Below are 21,335 nucleotides of genomic sequence, written 5' to 3'. Positions count from 1 at the left end.
TTTTCACAATACAGGAACGGGCTCCAGGTCCTTGACTGGCGCGGGGGAAACATCTTTTTTTAATAAATATTTCCGCGTGTAGATCTGATAAACGATCACCAGCCATAATACCAGGCAGGGCAAGGCTTTCACGGCATAGGGCATCGATATATTCTTCCTTACCCAGGGAGTAAGAATATCCGAGTGGGAAAAGCTGATCAGGAAAATGACAAAAAACATAAATATGTTGTTCTGTCTTGTGGATGGCTGCAATACATACCAGATACACACCGCCGGTATAGCGATGATGTAGGTAGGCGACTCAGAACTGGTACTGAAAAGCACCGGGAATATCAGTGTAGAGCAGAGAATATAGAAGCGATAACGGGAGTTATAGCGATCTTTTAACCGGGTATATTGTAAAAAGAAGAGTACTACCGCAGGAATGAGCACTACGTTATTACTCATGCCCGGCAAATGAAATACCCTTTTTATAAAGCCTCCGGCAGATATATCCTGGAACAGGGTATTCGCGCCTTCATTCAGTTCGTTTTTGTGTACCAGCGCAGCATACCAATCAAAGTAACATTGAATAATATATTGGGGAGAAGATATCACCATGGGCAATGCAAACATCACTGCACCCCATAAAAACAGGTACCCGATAAACCGCCTGGGATTAGGACTGAAAAAGAAAAATGCGAGTCCTACTATGCCATAAAACTTTGTAAGCGTTCCCAACACAATAAAGAAAGCGGCCCTATGTTCTTTTCCCTTAATAGTATTGGTAAAGGTGAGGATAACGAAAGCGCCGATGAACTGGTTCATCTGGAACCAGCTGCTGGCGCCCATCAGCTCCATTGAACACAACAGCAGGATAATATTCTGTTGCAGGCGTAAAAGCGGCAACTGCCGGATGGCGTAAAATAAAACAGCCGAACCGGTGAGCGACCACAACATGGCTCCCAGGTGAATCTCCAAACCTGCAAAAGGAGCTATCACGATGCTGAATACCGGGCCATAAAGATTTACATCGTAATAATCGGCCGGGTAGGGGATATATAAAGGCTGCTGGTGAATGACGTGAAAAAATACGTCTCTGAATATGCGATAGTTATTGAAATTATTCCGGGAAACCTCCATGAAGGCCCCGATAAAGGACAAGCCAAACCATAAACTCATGATCAGCCATTCCTTTTCTGCCAGGTAAGTCAGCACATTCCTTTTTTCACGCATATCCATAATTGCTAATTAAATAAAAGCTATAGTACGCAGGTATAACGCACCTGGAGGGGCTATCCCTCTATTGTAGTTTTTATTTATTCGGCCTGGATATCCGGATTTATAAAGAAATGTTACTGCAACTAAAGCGCAGTATTAATTCTCTGAAGCCGCCCATTGTTTAGATTGTTCATTTACAGCGTATACAACGCCGGCAATAATCACACAACAAACTATCAGTAAGGAAACGATCAATAATAACATAGCATCCTGGTTTATTCACATGAACCCAAATTTAAAACAAATCCTTTTAGATAATGCGCTTATGTTTGGAGAAGCAATTTTCGTAAATTACTTCTATGAGTGCAATGGCAGCTCCCCGGAAAAAACGCCCGGGGAAAGATGAAAAATTAACCTTCAAAGAGCGGCTGGCGGCCCTTCGTAACTTACCGGCATTTTTCAGGATGGTATGGCAAACCAGTCCGGGGCTCGCTATAGGAAATACTGTTCTCAGGGTGGCGCAATCGGCCATGCCGTTATCGTTGTTATATGTGGGTAAGCTGATCATCGACCAGGTGGTGCATCTCACCAAAGATCCAGGGCACTCCACCACCTGGCTGTGGCAACTGGTGGCGCTGGAATTTGGGCTGGCCATATTATCCGATGCGCTTAGTCGCGCTATTTCACTGCTGGATGGCCTTTTGGGCGACCTCTTCGCCAACCATACCTCCGTGAAAATCATGGAACATGCCGCCAAACTGGACCTCGACCAATTTGAAGACGCCGAATTTTATGATAAGCTGGAACGGGCCCGGCAGCAAACCTCCGGCAGAACCGTGCTGCTGGCGCAGGTACTGAGCCAGGTGCAGGACATCATCACGATCGTTTTCCTGGCGGCGGGACTAGTATTCTTCAACCCCTGGCTGATATTATTATTGTTGCTGGCCGTAATCCCGGCCTTCCTGAATGAATCGCACTTCAACGACCTGTATTATAAACTGGCCTGGGGCCAAACTTCCGACCGGCGTGAGCTGGATTATATCCGCTATCTCGGCGCCAGCGACGAAACTGCCAAAGAAGTAAAGGTGTTTGATCTTTCCAATTTCCTGATCAACCGCTTTAAATTCATCTCCAATAAATTTTATACCGATAAAAAAGTATTGCAGATCAGGGATTCCATCTGGGGAACCATTTTCGCAATAGTAGGTGCAGCCGGATATTATGCCGCCTATGTGATCATCATCCTGCAAACGATCCGGGGTCATCTCAGCATCGGCGATCTGGCTTTCCTGGCGGGGTCTTTCAGGCAGTTACGTACCACGTTCCAGGGTATCCTTATCCGGTTTTCCAGTGTTACGCAGGGCGCGCTTTACCTGCGCGACCTGTTTGAATATTTTGAGATACAACCTAAAATGGTTCCTGTGCTTCATCCCCGGGCGTTTCCTCGTCCTATTCAACAGGGATTTACTTTTGAAGATGTAGGCTTTAAATATATCAACTCCGACAAATGGGCTATCCGGCACCTCAACTTCACCCTTCATCCCGGCGAGAAATTAGCGCTGGTAGGGGAGAACGGCGCCGGCAAAACCACCCTGGTGAAACTACTGTCCCGCCTCTACGATCCGGTAGAAGGGCGCATCCTGCTGGATGGCATAGATCTCCGCGAATACGATCTCAAAGAATTACGTACGCAGGTAGGCGTTATATTCCAGGACTACCAACGCTACCAGATGACCGTTTCCCAGAACATCGCTGTGGGGAACATCGCTCAAAGCAACAACCTCCCCATGATTGAGGATGCGGCCAGGCAAAGTCTTGCTTCCCCGCTTATAGAAAAGATGCCGCTCGGCTACGAACAGATGCTCGGTCGCCGCTTTAACCAGGGCATAGAACTCTCCGGTGGCGAATGGCAGAAGATAGCATTGGCACGGGCCTATATGAAAGACGCCCAACTCCTCATACTGGACGAGCCCACCTCCGCCCTCGATGCCCGTGCAGAATACAACGTATTTCTCCGCTTCGCCGATCTTACCCGTGATAAAACTGCCGTATTAATATCCCACCGGTTTTCCACGGTACGCATGGCCAACCGCATCCTGGTGCTGGAACGGGGCACGCTGGTTGAAATCGGGAGCCATGAAGAACTGCTGGCCCGCAAAGGACGCTACGCCGAATTATTTGAACTGCAGGCCGCCGGATACAAATAAAGCGCCTCCCGGAAGGAGACGCTTTATAAAAACCTATGGCGGAAAGAAGAGGAAATCCCTCTTTCCCTACAGGACGCAGCTCAACGGCTGATACCCCTATTGTCTATTTTTTTATCCACAGGCGGCGCCTCCCGGAGATAACACCATTTCAGCGTAATGGCCAACAGTAACATAATCAGCGTAGCAATAACTCCTGCCCACGGTACCTGTTTCTTTTCCTTTCTTCCGGCTTCCACTTTTTTCCATGCCTGCTGCGGATGATACTTACCCATCTGTTTCAACTCTTCCTTCAAAGTAACTTCCTTGCTCAACTCTGCAAATAACAACCGGTTCTCCTCACTGGCATCTATCCATGCCTCGAGCTCTTCGCTTTCTTCTTCTGAAAGCGTGTTTTCCCAATACTTTACTATTAACCGGGACCGGTGGTAATATGATTCCAGATTACTCCGCAATGGATAGGAAGAAGTTTAATACGAGAAAAGTTTCCGGTTTCAGTCGCCAGTGCAATAACTCCTGTGCCCTTGCTTTCTGCGTTTTCACCCAACTCACCGGCATCGACATCTCTGCAGCAATCTCTTCATTTTTCAGTTCTTCTACATAGCTAAGCTTGAAAACTTTACCGCATCCCTCCGGCAGTGCGGCGATAGCCCGGTTTATTTCCCCACCTACTTCTGCCCTGAGAAAAGCAGTTTTTACAGTTGCTTTATGCTCCTGGCAGGCGTTTAACACCTCTTTATACAGGAACATTTTGATGGCCGGGAAATCATCATCTTCACACTCGTAATTTATGAACACTTTTTGAACAATATCCTCTGCCATAGCGGAATCCGCGATCAAAAGGTCGGCAAATCGGCAAAGGCGCAGGTATAGCAGGTCAAATAATGACTTCAGTTGGAGGTGAGATTGTTTTGGATGGTGCGTGGACATTATGGTAAAAATAGGGAGAAAAGGGGGGATTAGCAAAGGGGGGATGTTTTGCTCATTCATTGTTGACTTCTCAATTAATTCTATAGTTAATTATTTAGTTATAGTAATTTTATTGGCATTTAGATGTCGCAAACATAAATCTGATGACAGATGTCCACGATAAGCTAACCCGCAGTTATAATATGAGCCAGATAAAGGGCAAAGACACGAAGCCCGAAATATTGGTTCGCAGATATCTCCATGCAAAAGGATTTCGTTACAGGTTACATGTAAAAACCCTTCCGGGCAAACCAGATCTCGTTCTTACCAAATATAAGACAGTTATTTTCATCAATGGTTGTTTCTGGCATGGCCACAAGGATTGTAGATATTATGTGGTTCCCAAAACCAGAACAGATTGGTGGTTAGCGAAGATTAACAAAAATATAGATAATGATAATAATACCATTGCTGCCCTTGAGCAAAAAGGATGGAAAGTAATTATCATCTGGGAATGTGAACTAAAAAGACAAAAAATGGCACCCACTTTTGACCGACTAATTGAAAAAATAAAAAACTAATTTTTTTAGTAAATAAATTTATCGTTAATTGCGTCAAAATGTCAAAAACAGACCCAGATGAATGAATTTGCAGAATTATTAGAAGGTTCAGGATTGTCTTGTAAGGATGCCGCAGAGAAATATGCGGTAAGTCTCAGAACGGTTTATAGATGGCAAAAAGGAACATCCAACCCCAATACATTAATTATCAAAGACTTAAAAGAAATAATAAGGGCTGCCAATACGATTACTCCTCCACCTGTTCAAAATCCATTTACATTTATTGACCTCTTTGCTGGAATCGGTGGCTTTAGAAAAGCTTTCGAATCTGTAAACGGCTCATGTCTTTTTACAAGTGAATGGGACAAATCATGTCGGATCACTTATCAGGCAAACTACGCATGTGATCATCCGGTTGTAGGTGATATCCGCGAATATACAAGCAGTCGGGAGGCATTAGACAGAATTCCGAGGCATGATTTTTTGGTTGGGGGGTTTCCATGTCAACCATTTTCTCTTGCTGGTGTTTCCAAGAAAAACTCTCTTGGACGAGCACACGGATTCAAAGATAAAACACAAGGAACGCTGTTTTTTGATCTGGCGCAGATTATAGAACATCACAGACCAGCAGGCTTTTTACTTGAAAATGTAAAAAATCTAAAAAGTCATGACAAAGGAAGAACCTTTGATATTATATGCAAAACACTCACAGAGGAATTAGGTTACAAAATCGATTATAGAGTTATAGATGGAAAGAGCTGGGTCCCCCAACACAGAGAACGTGTTTTTATAGCTGGTTTCCGTGAAGATGTAGGGTTTAAGTTCGACGATCTTATTATTCCATCTGTTACTGAGGGGCCAAAACTTGGCTCCATATTGCACAAACCAGGAGAAATGGCGGAAGACTCGTCCCCATATACTATCGGAGATGGCATCGTTGCTGAGAAGTATACCCTATCTGACAAGCTGTGGTCCTATCTAAAAGGATACAAAGAAAAACACACTGCTAAAGGAAATGGCTTTGGGTTCAGCGTTTTTGGTCCGACTGATGTTACCCGCACTCTTTCTGCGAGATATCATAAGGACGGATCAGAAATACTCATCCATCAAAATGGTATGAGGCCGAGAAGATTAACCCCGAGAGAGTGTGCAAGGCTAATGGGGTTTGATCTGCCGAATGAATCCAATTTTAAAATTCCTGTCTCTGATACTCAGGCATACCGACAATTTGGTAATTCCGTCGTAGTGCCGGCCGCAAAAGCTATAGCCGAATTTATGAAACCGTATCTGCTTCAGGTAATGCGTGCAAATGATCCCCAAATGTTGATTCCATTCGATCATCCGGAAACAGTAGCTTAAATCCATGAGAATCGGTCACCTATCTCAGTATTTTGAAATCGTTGTTGCTAAAACACTTCGGTCAGTAGAAGTCGATCAGACAAAGTCCAATCAACATGAATATAATGGTACAAGGGAACTAAAAAGACTTATCCGAACAACAGAAGACAGGAAATTCAATTGTCGCTATATATGGTTAGGGGAAGAAAATGAAAGCCTAACGGCAGACGGCGAAGTAAAATGGTACAACGCCAGAATAAATAAGCCCAATAGAAGCCCTGAGTACAGATTATACTTTAAAAATAATGAAGTTACTCAAAAAGCTAAAGAAGGAGATATCATGTTTGTTGCACGTAAAACAAACGATACCCTTCTAATAATTATAAGCCCCTCCACAAGTACAGCTGCCAATCAATTATACTGGCTTTTTAATTTAACACCCCCTGAAGGAAATCTTTTTACGTTATCAGATATTTATTCATCTAAAGACAGATCCATTGATTTTTCTGCAAGATTTATTTTAGAAGAGATCGGTGTGGAGATTGACGAGCCGGAAGATGAATTAATTAATAGGTTGATAGCAAAATTTTCAGGCAATTTGCCTTCAACTACTGAATTTTCACATTATGCACGTCAAACATTACCTATAGCAGTAGATCTTAGAGAAGACCCCGACCATGCACTATTGCAGTTTATGAACTGGGAAGAAAAGCTGTTTAAGCGTATAGAGAAAAATAACATAGCTGATCGTCTGCGTCAAGGCTTTATGATTGAAGGCCAGGATCCGGATGTAGACGGATTTATAAACTATTCATTAAGTATACAAAATCGTAGAAAAGCCCGGGCGGGGAGCGCATTTGAGGAACACATAAAATATATTTTCGATGCACTTAATATTTCCTTTTCCCGAGGTAAAAAAACTGAAAATAAGTCAAAACCAGATTTTCTTTTCCCGGACGTAAAGTATTATCATACCGCTACATTTCCATCAGAATTATTGACTATGCTAGGCGCAAAAACGTCTCTCAAGGATAGATGGAGGCAAGTACTATCTGAAGCAACGAGAATTACACACAAGCATCTCCTGACATTAGAACCTGGAATCAGCGAAGACCAAACAAAAGAAATGCGTTCTCAAAAACTACAACTGGTAGTTCCTCAGGAAATTCACCAAACATTTACCAGTAACCAACGTAGCGAGCTTCTAACCTTAAAAGATTTCGTGAATATGATTCTAAGAAAACAAGTTAAGAGTTCTGAATTGGGGTATACATTATAATCAAAACATAATATATTCTGATTGGCCATGAATTCATAGAATCTTATGGCGCTAGAAAACTTGAAAAATGATGATACCCACTGGACTTAATTTAAGTCGGGGATCTCAAGGTGGCATCCCAAAAAGCAGTATACCTACTTTTTACCCAAAAAGTAAGAGATTTTATTTTTTATTAGACCCCTATTTATGATATTAAGCATTATTTATTTAAACAATAATATATATTGTCTAAATAATAGCTTAATAAACATGCCCTGATTTTTTTAATATATAAACCTTATTTTCGGATTCTATAACTATAAAACCCGAATTATGACCGAACTGCAGGGTGCCATAGCTGCTGTAAACTCAGGGATACTGAGTTTCTGTAAATTTGCTTCTTCAAATGACGCCGGTACTACCGGTGGACATCAGGCAGGATTATATATTCCCCGTAATTCTATACCCTTACTTTTCAATAAGCCCGGAGTAAAAGGACAACAGTTAGAGAAATGGGTAGATATTACCTGGTGGAATGGAGAAACCAAAGAGTGCCGCTTTATTTATTATGGTCGTAAAACGCGTAATGAATATAGGATTACAAACCTTGGCAGAACTTTTAATGAAGACGATTTAATAATCATTGTAAAACAGGAAGAAACGAAGTACGCTGGATTTTGTCTTACAAACCCTGATGACAAACAATACTTCCTTCAAACATTTGGACTAGCCAGAAAAGACACAAACAATCTATTACCCAAAAGTCAGAATAATCCACTTTTTGTCGGGGCAGAAAATTTGCCGGCAATGCCTGGAAACGAAAATTATATAGTTCCTGAAACAGTAGAGGATGTGGATCTGGAAGCCCTTATCCCGGCAGATTATCAATCGAGGGCCATCAGTTTTAAACCCAAAGCCCATATCCTCATACTACTGGGCGAAGAGCTCATAAAGAGTCCGGTCATGGCAATTTATGAACTTATAAAAAATAGCTATGATGCGGACGCAAAATCAGTAGACGTAAATTTCAGAAATATAGAAAATCTTGAGGAAGCCACGATCGTCATACAAGATACCGGTACCGGCATTACAGAAGAAGTACTGGAAAACGTTTGGTTCGAACCCGGCAGTGATTTCAGAAAACCAATTAATGAAGAAGGAATAAGAGTTATAAAAAGAAGCCCCCTTTTTAAACGAATTCCAATGGGAGAAAAGGGGGTAGGCCGGTTTGCAGTACATAAGCTAGGCAACAAAATCAGGATGTATTCAAGACCATCAGTAATTCACACTGATAATAACGGGGAATTTATCAGCAAAGAATTACTTGATTACGAACTTATAGTTGATATTGATTGGAGACGATTTTCGCAGAGCAGATATCTGGAAGACGTTGATATAACCTGGTATAAAAGCCGGAATAAAGAAAATTTCAGATTCAAAGACGATTCAGGAACATATATAGAGATAAGCGATTTAAAAGAAGAATGGACCAGAGGGATGGCCAGACAACTGAAACGAAATACGATCTCTATGTTATCCCCAAAAAATGATTACAGTAAGTTTAAAATTGATCTCGACTTTAATAATAACTGGCTGGATCATTTCCCGGAAACCGAACAAATTCTGCAATCAGCTCCCTATAAGTTAACAGTCCTGGTAGATGAAAATTATAAAATGACCTTTGAATATAATTTTCTATTGAAGAATAATGCACAGATTGGCAGTAGGAACATTAACGAACAAACAACAGATCCAATCGACAGAGCAAAATATGAAAGAAATATAAAAGAAGAGATAAAACCATTTTTTGAAAGCAGTTTCAGGGATAAAGGCTATGAGCAGAGTTTGCTTAAGGAAATGACCGAAAAATACTTATCTCAGCAAATGCCTTATGGGAGCTTAATGCTTGAGATATATTCATTTGATCTTGATGCCGAGTCACTCAGAGACACAACTGACTCTGCAAGGTTGGTGAGAGACTTATTAAAGGATCATGCCGGAATAAAGGTTTTTAAAGGAGACCTGCGTGTGTATGATTATGGTGATCCTGGTAATGATTGGCTGGGACTTGATCTAAAACGTATACAGAATAAGGAATGGTTTTCTAACAATCAAAATATTGGTTATATATATATGGACCCCGCTGTGTCCGGGACGCTAATTGAAAAAACTAACCGGGAAGGATTTATTGAAAATGACGCCTATAGTCACTTTAGAGTTATATTGGATTTTATCCTCACTCAATTTAGTGCCGAAAGACAATCTGATCGTCAAAAATGGTTACGGTTTAATAAAACGGGACCTATAGAATCCTTTGAGTCCCGTATATCTGCATTGAAGGGCTTAATCCTTAAACTGGAGTTAGAGCAGGCACAAAAACAAGAACTAATAAAAGAAACAGAAAGGGTAGAAGAAAGATATGAACAGGACAGGAATAACCTATTGATACCGGCAGGTGTAGGAATGACGGCGTCCTTTGCCATGCATGAAATTGAAAAACTTGTACCACGAATGCAGGAAAGTATCCGGGAAATGCCCGTTGATGTAAAAAAAATGCGTGGGCAAATGGATGAACTTAATGACTATGTTCAGGGAATTCTATCTGTACTAAAAAAAGGGGGTAATAAAGAGATATCACTTCTTGAGGTAATTAATCAGGCAGTAAAAAATTACACTACAAGATTGAGTGATCATAAAATTGTTGTAGAGACAAATATTAGTGACAATGCAGATAAGATAATTGCAGATAAACGAGTACTGATCACTATTATAATGAATCTTTTAGACAATAGTTTGTATTGGCTGGGGACTGTATACAGGCCACAGAGAGGTATTTATATATCAACCCTTCGGGAGGGAAACAATACTTCAGTTCTTGTGGTTGATAATGGCCCGGGGTTTAAAGATAAAACAGAAGATGTTGTATTGCCTTTTTTTTCAAGAAAAAAAGACGGGATAGGCATAGGCTTGTATTTGATAGATACAATTATGATTCAATTTGGAAAACTAAATATCATTCATGATAAAGAAACATTAAGGGCAAGAGGCGTCCCCGAAATGTATGATGGAGCTGCAGTGGAACTGATATTCAATAAAAAAGTATAAATATGCAACCAACACTTGGTCCACAGGTTATTTTAATTGATGATATTAAAAAAGAGGTTGAATCTCTTCAAGAATTTTTTACAGAACTTAATATCGGGACTAAACTTTTTGAAGTTGATTCCCTAGAACCAGCCTATCCGGATGTACCAATAAGCACCACAGAACTGGTATTTTTGGACTTATTTTATAACACCGGTTTTGGGGCACGATTTGATGCCTACGTATGTATAGAATGGATTACAAAAGTTGTTCCAGCCGGTCAGAAATATTTCCTGGTGATATGGTCGAAAGATAAAAGCTATACAGATGAGTTACTCCAGAAAATGAGAGAAATGGAATCTCCAATGCCCTATCAAGTGGAAGCAAGATCAAAACCTGAGTACATGTTGTCGGGTGACAATAAATACGATATCAGCAGATTACTTGGTGAACTTGGTTTCTTAACAAATCAGGAGGAAAAGTCAACCATACAGGAGTTTCATGGACGAGTCATTGCAATAGAGGAAGATTGCGTACTGATCAATTGTCTTATTCACAAAGAAACTTCCACATTTGAAGTCCGCCGGTTCGATCTTAAACTTCTCGAAAACATCAAATATACAAAGGGAAGTTTTTTAACAATCAGAATAGAAACGAAATCAGGAAGCAGAACCATTGACTTTCTTCCGGATAATATAGACAGATCAGACCTATTTATTAAACCAGATGATTTTGAGGACCTCGACGATGTATCTTTCCTGATAGATAACTATTAATTACTGATGATGAAAATAACATTCAAGGACGTAGGACAGGGAGACTCAATTGTGCTGGAATGGACACATAATGGGATAGCAAAGATTGGTATCGTGGATTGTAGTAAAAAAGGGAAAAGTAATCCTGTGCTCACACATCTAAAACAGGCGGGCTATAAAGAAATCGAATTTATCATCTTAACTCATCCTCATCGTGATCACTATTCCGGTCTACTTGAACTTCTTGAATATATAGAAAATAAAAGAATAACTGTACACCGCGTTGCCCATACAATTCTTTTCGAAGGTGGGAAAAAGTTTTGGAAGTATTTCGAAGCAGACAGACGCGATACGCTATTACTACGGAAAATTATAGGCAAATGGGAGCATTTGAAGCGTACCGGTGTTATCAAAAGGATGGACGGTTTGATGGATGACAAGACCTGGGAATTAGAAGAGCATATTCATCTTAGATGTCTTGCACCCTCACATGATGATATACAGGAATATATGAGGCTTGTTAAGCTTGAACCAGACATCAATAGTAAAGAGGCCAGTCAGGCCGCTAACCTACTTTCCGCGATATTTCGTTTGAGCATAAACAATTGCTACGCACTCCTTACTTCTGATGCTGAAATCTTTACTTTGCGTGGCATTGCCCAACGCAGTGACAAACAACTTTCGGACAGGAAGTTTATTGTATGCCAGCTCCCTCATCATGGATCGATAAAAAATCATCACAAATATTTCTGGGATTTAATAGAAAAAACAGATGGTCGTAATGCTGTTATTTCCGCTGGAAAACATCGGCATTATAACCATCCATCATACGAAGTGGTGACTCATTTTCATCAGGAAGGCTATCAGATGCATTGCACAAATATAATTAATGGAATGGAGCAATTTATACTCGAACAAAGGGCTATATCAAGAATGTTTGATACTTTTAGTGAAATAGCAGAAGATTATATGAAGTCTAATGATAAGGCTTTCACATTAAGCTGATAAACCGTTTGATGACTAACTATTCAATTACCTCAAATATCAGGCTTCAATTACTTTCAAGGAAACACCCCTACATTATCCACCACCATACTATACAACCTGTCAACAATCAACGGTCTTTCAGCCTCAAACCCTCTCTCATGCTCAGAAAACTCAGCATCAGTGGCCAGCTTATTCGCAATGATCGACTCAATTCCAAACTCCGTCCTTCCTTTGTATTGCTGATAAATTTCATCGCTACGTTTCTTTGCAGCGCGCAAATGATAAGCAACCTGCGGCAAGTCGAGCATCGTTTCCAACTGCGAAACCACTATATCTGAATGGAAGTAAATAGCGCTGCCGAAGCTCTCCCAATCTTCATAACTTAAAAAATCATGCAATACTAACAAGCAATATACGGGAGGAGGTAAATGTCCTAACTCTTCTAAAGGCAGCCAGAATTTCCGCTGAATATTCTTCGTGGACTCAATGCTTTGTACGATGAGCGTTAAGGCTTCTTCTTTGTTATTCTTTGCTTTTCTTAAGATACGCTGAGATAGGGTAAAGCGTTCTTCATCAATGCTGGCAATGGTTTGGACGATATCGTAATTATGGATTATCAAATGCTTCCTGGCTATGTCTGATGAAACAGCAGTTTTATTAGTAATGATTTGAATCATTTCTGCTTCAAATAGCAGCCTCGCTTGTTCTACATTTCCGTTTGTTTGGTTAAGCAGGTGAAGGCCGTGACGGGCGCCAATGGGGATTTGTTGACGGAGGAGGTTAAGACTGTCTTTATGTAACATTTAATTAAGGGTAGTAGATTATTTGGCTTTTCTAAGTACAAGCAATTCCCTTGCCTCAACATCCAATGCCTCTGCAATCTCAAACAAAGTTTCTACCGAAGGCTGAATTTTATTAGTACACCATTTAGAAACTGTATTTACATTAACGTCAATCGCTTCAGCTAACCATTTGTTTGCTTTTCCTTTCTCAGCCAGTACTGCCTTTATTCTATTGAATACTTTAACACTCATAAAAAAGCTTTAAAAGCATATTTATCATCAATTTAGGCAGAATAATTCTCATTATGATTCTAAAAAATATCCCTTAATAACATATTTATATCCATTTAACTGATTATAATATCCCTAATATTGATATTTTTATATAAATTTGTACTAATCAAAAATCTATTGTTATGCAAACCTTCCAATCCTTTTTTCATTACACACACTTATCCGAGACGGAATCTACTGATCCCATGCTCGCCATTAACCGTTTTTGCGAACTGTTCCCTCCGGCTGCCGCGCGACAAACACTATGGCTCTGGCTTTCGGAAACGCTCGCCGCTGAGGATACCCAATATGAAAATGCCCAGCACAGGGCGGATTTACTTCTACTTTACAACGAGTTGCTAAGGTTACTGGATGCCAATTACCTTTTAAGCCTATTAAAGGCCTCAAATAGCAACGAAACGCTGATAATATCACTTTGATATCAATTCCATCTCAAATGAGCAGCATTGGCCCCAAAGTTGGCTGTATAGGGGTATGCAGCAAGCTTGTAAACATCAGGATCTGGCGCAGATAAAGAGATTCAGGTGCCGGGGTCAATGCTTATTTGTGGAAACTATAATTTGAACTGACCAACCGAAAATAGCGGACGCAAGCGGTTCTAAGTGTATAGGAAGTGTATGGGGAGTGTATTGTGAGTGTATGGTGAGTGTATGGTGAGTGTATGGTAACAGTATAGGGACTGTATGGGAACTGTATAGGAACTGTATAGGGAATACGACACATACACGACTCCTAAGTACCGGAGAAGTATGCAAGAAGTACCGGAGAAGTATGCAAGGAGTATAGCTGCATTACAGTTCAGTTCGCCAAATATCCAATCATTCCCCTTGTCCACAAAAAAGCCCGGCATCCCTGCCAGGCCAGTTCTATAAACCCACTTTCCTTAGAGGTTAAACAATCTTATACCACGGCAACCCGTCACAGCCTTTTGGGTGGTGAACAGAAGGCCGGATACTGGTACCATTAATTTCAAACCAGGGAAAGGAGCTCCAGCCCTGCGGATGGTGAATAGTGGGATACAGTTTATCCTCTCTCACCTCATACCAGGGTAGGGAACGGGATCCGCCTGCGTGATGGATAGTGGTAAAAACATTATTGTCTCTTATTTCATATTCTGCTAATGAACGCCCACCATCAGGATGATGTAATGTTCTGTGGAGTTTCATGGTTAATAATTTTGTAGTAAATAAATATGGTTAACGGTTATACTTTGGGTTTACTAAACAGCAACGAATATAATAAAATATCTGGTTAGGAAAACATACCAATAGAACAAAATTCCTGATGTTTTTTATCAAAAGTCTATAAGGATAAACAGGCAAAAAATACTGCCGGAAACTACGGCATAATTAATTTATATCCTTTACCACGAACATTATAGATGCTCGACCCGGTGTGAAGCTTTATGATCCGCCTGAGCCTTGATATATACACATACAATTTATTGATATCATGATTATCTTTTCCGAAAGCCGTGTCCATAATATCCTCTCTCAACATCAATTTGTTAGCGTTATCATACAGGTACCTGTATACTTTCTTAACTTCTGGCGCCACTTTTCTTAGCTTTCCGTGGAAGCCATAAAACTCATTATCTTCAGGAGAATAATAAGGCCCTTCTATAGTTCCTTTCATAAGATGTAATTATTGGTGTGGGTTAGGGACGCCTGCAATCTGCCCGTCAATTCACGCAGGTTGAAAGTTTTAGGGAAATAACCATTCGCACCTCCTCTGCCAAATACTTCCGCCGATACGAGTGCAAGGTCTTCCCCTGATAAATAAAATATAGGGATGTGCTTATCCTTACTACGGATGCGTTCCCCAAGATCAATTCCGTTCAGGCGGGGCATCCTGATATCCAACAAACAGGAATGAAATGAGAATTCATTAAACAGCAGCCATGCATGTTCCCCATCATAGGCGCTATAAACTTCGAAACCTTGCTGATTGAGTATTTTTCTTACAATACCAGAAAAAATGGTATCATCGTCAGCGTGTAAAATCCGGTTTTTCATAATTGAGTTCAATTGGGTTATAGGTCTAAATAAGTTTAAAAACATCCACGAAATCCCAGCTATCCACAGCATCGTATATGCCTTACATTTATACTGATTGATACAAATAGAATTCATGGATTCAAATAATTCCTCAAAGAAAAAAACTATTCACCACTAAAATCGAAGTCTTAACGGAAAATTTTAATTCTAATAATCAAAGTGCGGAATAAAATATCAAAACAACAAAATAGGCTACAATAAAGGGTTTCAAAGTATCATATTTTGTTAATCACTATTAACATATATTTGATAAAGTTAGTAGTCCGAAATATTTGTTAATGTATCAGGCATTTACATTTCATTAATGAACGGCATTTTATTATGAAGTAAAGTACACGCATAAACGAATCAAAATCCCTCCTCATTTATCTAGCTAAAAAATATTTTTAAAAATTATTTGGAGATATTAAAAAAATATCCCCACCTTTGCATTGACAAAAAAACAATAAACATGTACCGCCCAATTTTTAACATACAATCAAAACACCAGTTTAGTCTGATACCAGGCTATACCAGTGGCGGGGCATGTTATGCCGAAGAATAAGTTGAAATAACAAATTCGATATAACACAGGCCCCGCAAGAGATTGCGGGGATTTTTATTTACACTTAAAACTAAAAATACGCATGCAAATGCATATTCATAACATACAATTTAGTAACGATCATAACAAACCACTGTTATCGGTTTGCTATCGCTATGAAATATTTCATCAACGACACCGGTGTCGACGAACATAAGTAACGCTTATGTATATACGTAGAAACCGGTCGTGCTGAACGCCCGGTTTTTTTGTGCTCAATAGTCGCGCAGCTAAATGCAAAACAGTCACGAAAAACACATACGCAAACAAACCCAGTCCGGTAGCTCAATTGGTCAGAGCACCTGCCTTATACGCAGCTGGCTATTGGTTCAAATCCAATCCGGACTACTTAAAAAGCCCTGTAGCACAATTGGTTAGCGCGTCTGCATTTGGAGCAGAAGGTTATTGGTTCGAGTCCAGTCAGGGTTACTAAAATACGGTGCTTGTAGTTCTAACAGGCGTAGCAGGTTCGAATCCTGCTACTCACACAACACGGATGAATAGCTCCAATGGTAGAGCAGCGGTTTGAAGCACCGCCCGTGCAGGTTCGACTCCTGCTTCATCCACCACGCAAATGAAAAGCATTTGCTAAAAAGCTTCCTCAACAGGAAGACGGGGATAGATGTCCATTCACAGCAACCCAGGCAGGAGTATCATACTACTCCGCAGTGCAGCCGTAATAACGAACTGTATGCTGTTGCTGCAATACACTATTCCCGCACACACATAGTCTGTGGGTAGAAGGTTCGAATCCTTTCCGTCCTTGAAAAACGGTAGCTCATCGGTAGAGCAATAGACAATCTCATAGGGAGATTAAATCAGAAAGACTGTAAATCCTTTACAACAACAAACAAAGCCAGGGCTCACTGCCCAGCCACCTCATCAAAAGGATGATACCGGCAGGCTGGCAAACACCCGCAAACAGGAACCACATCAGGCCCTTACCATCACTTAGCACTTCCGCCCTAACTGATGCATAAGGACTGATCAACACCTGCTTCCGTGTTCACCATCCGGACACCAGCACTGGCTTTTTTATCAACACCCCCAAAATGAAAGAAAATGAAAAGAGTAACCGTCAACGCCTACGAAAGAGGCCTGGTTTTTAAAAACGGCGTTTACCAGCGAATGCTGCAGGTAGGCCGCCACTGGCTGATCAACGAAGACGTAACCATCTTCGATATCAACAAGCCATTCATCGCTCCGGTAGAACTGAACATCCTCTTGCAGGATGCAGAGGTAGTCAACGCATTGCAGGTAGTGGAAGTAAAAGACACCGAAATTGTGCTGCACTACGAAAATGGATTGCTGAAGCAGGTATTGACCGCCGGCAGATATGCCTTCTGGAAAAATATCATCGACAATAAATTTGTTCGCGCAGATATCGCTAAAATAGCGATCACTGAAAACATAGATAGATCTACCCTGTGCCACCGTCTGGTAGCGCCTTACGTAAGATCTTTCAGCGTGGAAAACTACGAACAGGCCATCATGCTGGTAGATGGTAAGTATGCCATGACCCTCTACTCCGGCGTTTATTGCTGGTGGAAGAATAACATCACCATCACCATTAGTAAAATAGATACCCGCCAGTTGCAGCTGGAAGTAAATGGCCAGGAAATCCTGACCAAAGACAAGGCAGCACTGCGAATCAATGCATGGGCACAATACCGGGTAACCGATATCAATAAAGCCCTGTTGCAAAACAAGGAACACGAACGACAGCTGTATGTACAGTTTCAGCTGGCTTTGCGGGAATATATCGCAGCCCTGAACTTCGATGAATTGCTGGAAAAGAAAGATACCCTCGCGCCGGCTATACTGAAAGCAGTAAGCACAAAGGCGGAAGTTCTCGGCATTAACGTGACCAGCTTCGGTATCCGGGATATCATCCTGCCAGGTGATGTAAAAGACATCATGAACCAGGTACTGGTAGCCGAAAAAAAAGCACAGGCCAATATCATCATGCGAAGGGAAGAAACTGCCAGCACCAGGAGCTTGCTGAATACCGCCAAGCTGATGGAAGACAATCCCATGCTGTTTAAGCTGAAGGAAATGGAGTATGTGGAAAAAATCGCGGAAAAGATCAACAGCATCAGCGTCAGCGGAAACGGTGTACTGATAGATCAGCTGCGGCAAATCTTCATCTCTAAATAAAAAAGGTGGGTCATGGTATGATCCACCTTTTTTAGAAAATCCATAGCTTTGCAGTTATGGACGGACAATATAGAAAAGATATCTACCCTGGCCTGGAAGTGGCCATCATCCTGAAAAAAGATCAACGCAGCGGTAAAAAAACCTATGGCATTGTAAAGGATCTCCTCACCTCTGCCGCTTATCATTCCCGCGGTATCAAAGTACGCCTGGAAGACGGACAGGTAGGCAGGGTAGTGGAAACAGACGTGGTAGGAGACGAAGACTAAAGCAATTTCAGATCCTTCGTGATCCGGTCTATCTCCTCGTTTGAATTAGGCCCGATGGCACAGCAGGTTTTGGTGGGCACACCACCAAATTCTGTTAACCCCGAATCCGTGATCAACGTAGCATTCAACCCATCTTCCACCGCCTGCTGGTACACCCGCTCCAGGTCTTCTTCAGAATCTACCGACAAACAAATCTTTGTAAACCCCTTCGTCATCCACTCCGATACCTCTTCCGGATTCCTGATATTGGTTTGCAACGTATGCCCGCTGATGGTGGCATGCCGCGTTAAAAAAGCAATCGAAGCATGTGCACCCTGTGCAATCATTTTTCCTTTACGCATGTTCAGATCCTTGCGCATCACTATTACCTGCTTAACTATCCTGGATGACATATCTCACTGTTTAAGCAGCTAATTTACAAAATTACATAGCCAAAGTTGATGCGCACACTGGGATATACCGAATTACTGTAACCATCGTCCGTCACAAAGGAAACACCGAAGCGGCCTTCAAAACTAAAATGACGGCCCCAGCTGCGCTGCATCCCCCACGCGGGTGTAAAAACAGTCGTACCCCGGGGAGAATAATAGTCCGTAGTCGTAATAGGACTGCCCTGGTAGCCTCCCGTGAAACTGAAAAAATTTCCGGCATTATTATCTATCCGTTTATTCCGTTCAGCCCGCCGGGCAATACCATAGTATTGCCTGAACTCCGCCGAAAAAACCGGATAAAGCGCAAACTCCCATTCTTCTCCTAAATAGCTACCATTAGAATAGGAAACTCCCATTTCAATTCCCGCTTCCAGGTTAAGGGTTGCATATTTTAACAAACGCAATTCGTAATTTGCATTAACGCCCACCAGGGAAATATTTGCTTTCAACTGACCTGGTTTTCTCCAGAGATCTTCCTGAGCGCTGGCATGCAAACAAACAAATAAAAAAATAGTGCTAAGGGATAGCAATTTCTTTGGCATAGTGTATAGAAAATAGGTTTAGAATCCCCGCAATATATAGTGTTTCAGGGGAAGCAGAAAAAGTTGTACTTTAATCTTTTCAAGTGTCCGGATAAGAATGCGAAACATACCCACCTTAAATGATGTACACCAGCAATTTGCCGAGTATTTTGATATACCGGCGCTGAAACCGTATGCTTATCTGTTATCAAAGAAAGGTAGCGAAGGACACATCTGTCTTCATCTCGATAAAATAGCCGCAGAAAAAGAAAATCTCCCGGAGTCTTATCAAAAAATAGAAACCAGCAATCAGCTCCTGGAAAGCATTCCACTGATAGGTACACAGGGCAACGATAAACAACCCTTTGTGATTTACCAGAACCGGCTGTACCTGCAACGCTATTTCCGGTATGAAACAGAATTCCTCCAGCGGATCCGCGATTTCCTGGTAAAGGAAAAAACATACCTGCCCGAAAGGATTACCCTGCTGCAACAACAACAGCCGCTGATCAGTAAACTGTTTGCCGGTACCGCCAGCAGCGGTGATAATAACGATCCGGCCGACTGGCAGCTGGCAGCCGCCATTACCGGGGTATTGAATAATTTCACCATCATCACCGGTGGCCCGGGTACGGGAAAAACCACCACCGTTGCTAAAATACTGGCTATCCTGTTTGCTACTGATCCGGCGCTGAAAGTAGCGCTGGCAGCGCCTACCGGTAAAGCCGCCGCCCGCATGGCGGAAAGCCTGCGCAATACTACCATCGAAGTAGATGCGCACATCACTGAAAAATTCCGGCTGCTGCAACCGGCTACCATACACCGTTTGCTGAAATCTATCAACGGCAGTCCGTACTTCAGGCACAATAAAGACAATCCGCTCAACTACGATGTAGTGATCATTGATGAGTGCTCCATGATAGATGTGGCGTTGTTCGCCAAACTGCTGGACGCCATCCACCCGGATACCCGCCTCATTTTGCTGGGCGACAAGGACCAGCTGGCCTCCGTGGAAGCCGGCAGCTTGTTCGGAGATCTCTGCCAGGCACAGGAACACCTGAACCGCTTTACTGCCACCCGCCGGCAGCTGATCAACAGTTTTATGCCGGAGCAAAACCGGCATATCCCCGCTACCGCGGAACAAAATGATGATCATCACCCTTTGTTCCAGCACCTCGTGGAACTGCGGCGCAGTCACCGTTTCACCGGCAACAAAGGCATTGGTAAATTCAGTAAGGCCATCATCAGTAATAATGTACCGGTAATTACTTCTTTTTTTCCGCCTTCGGCAGATGAACAGGTAATCGTTGACCCGGAAGCTTCGGTACCACTGTTCGAAGACTTCATTGCCGGCTACGCCGCCTTCATCGCAGAAAAAGATATTGCCACCGCGCTCAAACTCCTCAACGCGCAACGTGTACTCACCGCCGTGAGAGAGGGCCCGCAGGGATTATACGCCGTCAACAAACAAATAGAAAAGTATTTATTTGATAAAAAACTGATCACCACCAATACGGAATTCTATGAAAACCGCCCGGTGATCCTTACCCGTAACTATTATGAGCATGGCCTATTCAACGGCGACACCGGCATCATCCGCGCAGATGAAAACGGAGTACTCCTTGCCTGGTTTGAAGACAGTACCGGCGCATTAAAAGCCGTGCTGCCCGGTTACTTAACCCAGGCAGAAACCGCCTTTGCCATGACCATCCACAAAAGCCAGGGCTCCGAATTCGGAGAAGTACTGGTACTATTGCCGGATACCACCGATGTACCCATTCTCACCAGGGAACTGCTGTACACCGCTGTAAGCCGCGCAAAAAATAAAGTGTATGTACAGGGAACGCCGGAGGTAATACTCATGGCAGCAGAACGTTTCGTGGAAAGAGCCTCCGGCATCGCCTCGAGGTTCAGGGAAGTGAATACAGCAGTAAATTAAATCATCTGCT

Annotated in this window: 21 protein-coding genes and 3 tRNA genes; 14 read left to right on the top strand and 10 right to left on the bottom strand. The window is 42.1% G+C overall.

The window, feature by feature from the left end:
• Positions 1 to 3: 3 nt before the first annotated feature.
• Positions 4 to 1,221 carry a glycosyltransferase family 87 protein gene (locus B5Z18_RS22190; protein WP_079471677.1) on the bottom strand — a complete coding sequence of 406 codons (1,218 nt, stop codon included), beginning with the start codon at positions 1,219 to 1,221 and terminating at the stop codon, positions 4 to 6.
• Positions 1,222 to 1,559: 338 nt separating this feature from the next.
• Between B5Z18_RS22190 and B5Z18_RS22185 the strand changes: the two genes are divergently transcribed.
• Positions 1,560 to 3,407, top strand: coding sequence for an ABC transporter ATP-binding protein (locus B5Z18_RS22185; RefSeq protein ID WP_235015983.1), 1,848 nt, complete (start codon positions 1,560 to 1,562; stop codon positions 3,405 to 3,407).
• A gap of 80 nt (positions 3,408 to 3,487) precedes the next feature.
• On the opposite strand, the gene B5Z18_RS22180 is transcribed toward B5Z18_RS22185, so the two are convergent.
• On the bottom strand, positions 3,488 to 3,859 hold the full coding sequence (locus B5Z18_RS22180; protein ID WP_079471675.1) for a hypothetical protein: 372 nt from the start codon (positions 3,857 to 3,859) through the stop codon (positions 3,488 to 3,490).
• Positions 3,849 to 4,334 (bottom strand): sigma factor-like helix-turn-helix DNA-binding protein, encoded by a 486-nt coding sequence (locus B5Z18_RS22175; RefSeq protein WP_133256126.1) that lies wholly within the window; start codon positions 4,332 to 4,334, stop codon positions 3,849 to 3,851. The genes B5Z18_RS22180 and B5Z18_RS22175 overlap by 11 nt, the downstream gene beginning before the upstream one ends.
• A gap of 143 nt (positions 4,335 to 4,477) precedes the next feature.
• Between B5Z18_RS22175 and B5Z18_RS22170 the strand changes: the two genes are divergently transcribed.
• From B5Z18_RS22170 to B5Z18_RS22145, 6 genes are all read left to right on the top strand, one after another.
• Complete coding sequence (locus tag B5Z18_RS22170; RefSeq protein ID WP_079471673.1) at positions 4,478 to 4,894, top strand: very short patch repair endonuclease; 417 nt, start codon at positions 4,478 to 4,480, stop codon at positions 4,892 to 4,894.
• A 57-nt stretch (positions 4,895 to 4,951) separates the two neighbouring features.
• A complete protein-coding gene (dcm, locus tag B5Z18_RS22165; RefSeq protein ID WP_079471672.1) occupies positions 4,952 to 6,232 on the top strand; it encodes a DNA (cytosine-5-)-methyltransferase in 1,281 nt (426 codons plus the stop codon).
• Between the two features lie 4 nt (positions 6,233 to 6,236).
• Positions 6,237 to 7,490 carry a type II restriction endonuclease gene (locus B5Z18_RS22160; RefSeq protein ID WP_079471671.1) on the top strand — a complete coding sequence of 418 codons (1,254 nt, stop codon included), beginning with the start codon at positions 6,237 to 6,239 and terminating at the stop codon, positions 7,488 to 7,490.
• Positions 7,491 to 7,802: 312 nt separating this feature from the next.
• Positions 7,803 to 10,574 carry an EcoRII N-terminal effector-binding domain-containing protein gene (locus B5Z18_RS22155; RefSeq protein ID WP_079471670.1) on the top strand — a complete coding sequence of 924 codons (2,772 nt, stop codon included), beginning with the start codon at positions 7,803 to 7,805 and terminating at the stop codon, positions 10,572 to 10,574.
• 2 nt (positions 10,575 to 10,576) lie between these two features.
• Entirely contained in the window at positions 10,577 to 11,329 is a 753-nt protein-coding gene (locus tag B5Z18_RS22150) for a hypothetical protein (protein ID WP_079471669.1), read from the top strand.
• A 9-nt stretch (positions 11,330 to 11,338) separates the two neighbouring features.
• Complete coding sequence (locus B5Z18_RS22145; protein ID WP_235015982.1) at positions 11,339 to 12,313, top strand: ComEC/Rec2 family competence protein; 975 nt, start codon at positions 11,339 to 11,341, stop codon at positions 12,311 to 12,313.
• A gap of 56 nt (positions 12,314 to 12,369) precedes the next feature.
• On the opposite strand, the gene B5Z18_RS22140 is transcribed toward B5Z18_RS22145, so the two are convergent.
• Positions 12,370 to 13,098: a hypothetical protein gene (locus B5Z18_RS22140; RefSeq protein ID WP_079471667.1), complete on the bottom strand. Its 729-nt coding sequence runs from the start codon at positions 13,096 to 13,098 to the stop codon at positions 12,370 to 12,372.
• An 18-nt stretch (positions 13,099 to 13,116) separates the two neighbouring features.
• A complete protein-coding gene (locus B5Z18_RS22135) occupies positions 13,117 to 13,329 on the bottom strand; it encodes a helix-turn-helix transcriptional regulator (protein WP_079471666.1) in 213 nt (70 codons plus the stop codon).
• Positions 13,330 to 13,493: 164 nt separating this feature from the next.
• Between B5Z18_RS22135 and B5Z18_RS22130 the strand changes: the two genes are divergently transcribed.
• On the top strand, positions 13,494 to 13,790 hold the full coding sequence (locus tag B5Z18_RS22130; RefSeq protein WP_079471665.1) for a hypothetical protein: 297 nt from the start codon (positions 13,494 to 13,496) through the stop codon (positions 13,788 to 13,790).
• Between the two features lie 471 nt (positions 13,791 to 14,261).
• Here B5Z18_RS22130 and B5Z18_RS22125 read toward each other — a convergent pair whose 3' ends face one another.
• The 3 genes from B5Z18_RS22125 to B5Z18_RS22115 all read right to left on the bottom strand — a co-directional run bounded on the left by B5Z18_RS22125 (position 14,262) and on the right by B5Z18_RS22115 (position 15,386).
• Positions 14,262 to 14,537, bottom strand: a complete 276-nt coding sequence (locus B5Z18_RS22125; RefSeq protein ID WP_079471664.1) for a hypothetical protein — start codon at positions 14,535 to 14,537, stop codon at positions 14,262 to 14,264.
• A gap of 172 nt (positions 14,538 to 14,709) precedes the next feature.
• Positions 14,710 to 15,006: a winged helix-turn-helix domain-containing protein gene (locus B5Z18_RS22120; protein ID WP_079471663.1), complete on the bottom strand. Its 297-nt coding sequence runs from the start codon at positions 15,004 to 15,006 to the stop codon at positions 14,710 to 14,712.
• On the bottom strand, positions 15,003 to 15,386 hold the full coding sequence (locus tag B5Z18_RS22115; protein WP_159454388.1) for a response regulator: 384 nt from the start codon (positions 15,384 to 15,386) through the stop codon (positions 15,003 to 15,005). The genes B5Z18_RS22120 and B5Z18_RS22115 overlap by 4 nt, the downstream gene beginning before the upstream one ends.
• Positions 15,387 to 16,285: 899 nt before the next feature.
• Between B5Z18_RS22115 and B5Z18_RS22110 the strand changes: the two genes are divergently transcribed.
• The 5 genes from B5Z18_RS22110 to B5Z18_RS22090 all read left to right on the top strand — a co-directional run bounded on the left by B5Z18_RS22110 (position 16,286) and on the right by B5Z18_RS22090 (position 18,434).
• Positions 16,286 to 16,359, top strand: a tRNA-Ile gene (locus tag B5Z18_RS22110).
• 7 nt (positions 16,360 to 16,366) lie between these two features.
• A tRNA-Gln gene (locus tag B5Z18_RS22105) sits at positions 16,367 to 16,440 on the top strand.
• Positions 16,441 to 16,505: 65 nt separating this feature from the next.
• Positions 16,506 to 16,580: transfer RNA gene (locus B5Z18_RS22100), tRNA-Phe, on the top strand.
• Positions 16,581 to 17,073: 493 nt separating this feature from the next.
• A complete protein-coding gene (locus tag B5Z18_RS22095; protein ID WP_079471661.1) occupies positions 17,074 to 18,168 on the top strand; it encodes a slipin family protein in 1,095 nt (364 codons plus the stop codon).
• 56 nt (positions 18,169 to 18,224) lie between these two features.
• Entirely contained in the window at positions 18,225 to 18,434 is a 210-nt protein-coding gene (locus B5Z18_RS22090) for a YwbE family protein (protein WP_079471660.1), read from the top strand.
• On the opposite strand, the gene pth2 is transcribed toward B5Z18_RS22090, so the two are convergent.
• Both pth2 and B5Z18_RS22080 read right to left on the bottom strand, forming a co-directional pair.
• Complete coding sequence (gene pth2 / locus B5Z18_RS22085; RefSeq protein WP_079471659.1) at positions 18,431 to 18,826, bottom strand: aminoacyl-tRNA hydrolase; 396 nt, start codon at positions 18,824 to 18,826, stop codon at positions 18,431 to 18,433. The genes B5Z18_RS22090 and pth2 overlap by 4 nt on opposite strands.
• Positions 18,827 to 18,849: 23 nt before the next feature.
• Positions 18,850 to 19,407 carry a hypothetical protein gene (locus tag B5Z18_RS22080; protein WP_143313657.1) on the bottom strand — a complete coding sequence of 186 codons (558 nt, stop codon included), beginning with the start codon at positions 19,405 to 19,407 and terminating at the stop codon, positions 18,850 to 18,852.
• A 97-nt stretch (positions 19,408 to 19,504) separates the two neighbouring features.
• Here B5Z18_RS22080 and recD point away from each other — a divergent pair, with 97 nt between their 5' ends.
• Positions 19,505 to 21,325 carry an exodeoxyribonuclease V subunit alpha gene (recD, locus tag B5Z18_RS22075; protein WP_235015981.1) on the top strand — a complete coding sequence of 607 codons (1,821 nt, stop codon included), beginning with the start codon at positions 19,505 to 19,507 and terminating at the stop codon, positions 21,323 to 21,325.
• Positions 21,326 to 21,335 lie beyond the last annotated feature (10 nt).

This window comes from Chitinophaga ginsengisegetis, from assembly GCF_900168065.1.
Lineage (GTDB): Bacteria > Bacteroidota > Bacteroidia > Chitinophagales > Chitinophagaceae > Chitinophaga > Chitinophaga ginsengisegetis.
This window is presented reverse-complemented; position numbering and strand designations above follow the sequence as displayed.

What these genes read in the sequence shown, in the direction of transcription:
- B5Z18_RS22145 (WP_235015982.1), top strand. Translation starts at nt 11,339, where the DNA reads ATGAAAATAACATTCAAGGACGTAGGACAGGGAGACTCAATTGTGCTG.
- recD (WP_235015981.1), top strand. Translation starts at nt 19,505, where the DNA reads ATGCGAAACATACCCACCTTAAATGATGTACACCAGCAATTTGCCGAG.
- B5Z18_RS22185 (WP_235015983.1), top strand. Translation starts at nt 1,560, where the DNA reads ATGAGTGCAATGGCAGCTCCCCGGAAAAAACGCCCGGGGAAAGATGAA.
- B5Z18_RS22170 (WP_079471673.1), top strand. Translation starts at nt 4,478, where the DNA reads ATGACAGATGTCCACGATAAGCTAACCCGCAGTTATAATATGAGCCAG.
- B5Z18_RS22080 (WP_143313657.1), bottom strand. Translation starts at nt 19,407, where the DNA reads ATGCCAAAGAAATTGCTATCCCTTAGCACTATTTTTTTATTTGTTTGT.
- B5Z18_RS22120 (WP_079471663.1), bottom strand. Translation starts at nt 15,006, where the DNA reads ATGAAAGGAACTATAGAAGGGCCTTATTATTCTCCTGAAGATAATGAG.
- B5Z18_RS22130 (WP_079471665.1), top strand. Translation starts at nt 13,494, where the DNA reads ATGCAAACCTTCCAATCCTTTTTTCATTACACACACTTATCCGAGACG.
- B5Z18_RS22190 (WP_079471677.1), bottom strand. Translation starts at nt 1,221, where the DNA reads ATGGATATGCGTGAAAAAAGGAATGTGCTGACTTACCTGGCAGAAAAG.
- B5Z18_RS22135 (WP_079471666.1), bottom strand. Translation starts at nt 13,329, where the DNA reads ATGAGTGTTAAAGTATTCAATAGAATAAAGGCAGTACTGGCTGAGAAA.
- dcm (WP_079471672.1), top strand. Translation starts at nt 4,952, where the DNA reads ATGAATGAATTTGCAGAATTATTAGAAGGTTCAGGATTGTCTTGTAAG.
- pth2 (WP_079471659.1), bottom strand. Translation starts at nt 18,826, where the DNA reads ATGTCATCCAGGATAGTTAAGCAGGTAATAGTGATGCGCAAGGATCTG.
- B5Z18_RS22095 (WP_079471661.1), top strand. Translation starts at nt 17,074, where the DNA reads ATGAAAAGAGTAACCGTCAACGCCTACGAAAGAGGCCTGGTTTTTAAA.
- B5Z18_RS22155 (WP_079471670.1), top strand. Translation starts at nt 7,803, where the DNA reads ATGACCGAACTGCAGGGTGCCATAGCTGCTGTAAACTCAGGGATACTG.
- B5Z18_RS22175 (WP_133256126.1), bottom strand. Translation starts at nt 4,334, where the DNA reads ATGTCCACGCACCATCCAAAACAATCTCACCTCCAACTGAAGTCATTA.
- B5Z18_RS22125 (WP_079471664.1), bottom strand. Translation starts at nt 14,537, where the DNA reads ATGAAACTCCACAGAACATTACATCATCCTGATGGTGGGCGTTCATTA.
- B5Z18_RS22090 (WP_079471660.1), top strand. Translation starts at nt 18,225, where the DNA reads ATGGACGGACAATATAGAAAAGATATCTACCCTGGCCTGGAAGTGGCC.
- B5Z18_RS22115 (WP_159454388.1), bottom strand. Translation starts at nt 15,386, where the DNA reads ATGAAAAACCGGATTTTACACGCTGACGATGATACCATTTTTTCTGGT.
- B5Z18_RS22160 (WP_079471671.1), top strand. Translation starts at nt 6,237, where the DNA reads ATGAGAATCGGTCACCTATCTCAGTATTTTGAAATCGTTGTTGCTAAA.
- B5Z18_RS22150 (WP_079471669.1), top strand. Translation starts at nt 10,577, where the DNA reads ATGCAACCAACACTTGGTCCACAGGTTATTTTAATTGATGATATTAAA.
- B5Z18_RS22140 (WP_079471667.1), bottom strand. Translation starts at nt 13,098, where the DNA reads ATGTTACATAAAGACAGTCTTAACCTCCTCCGTCAACAAATCCCCATT.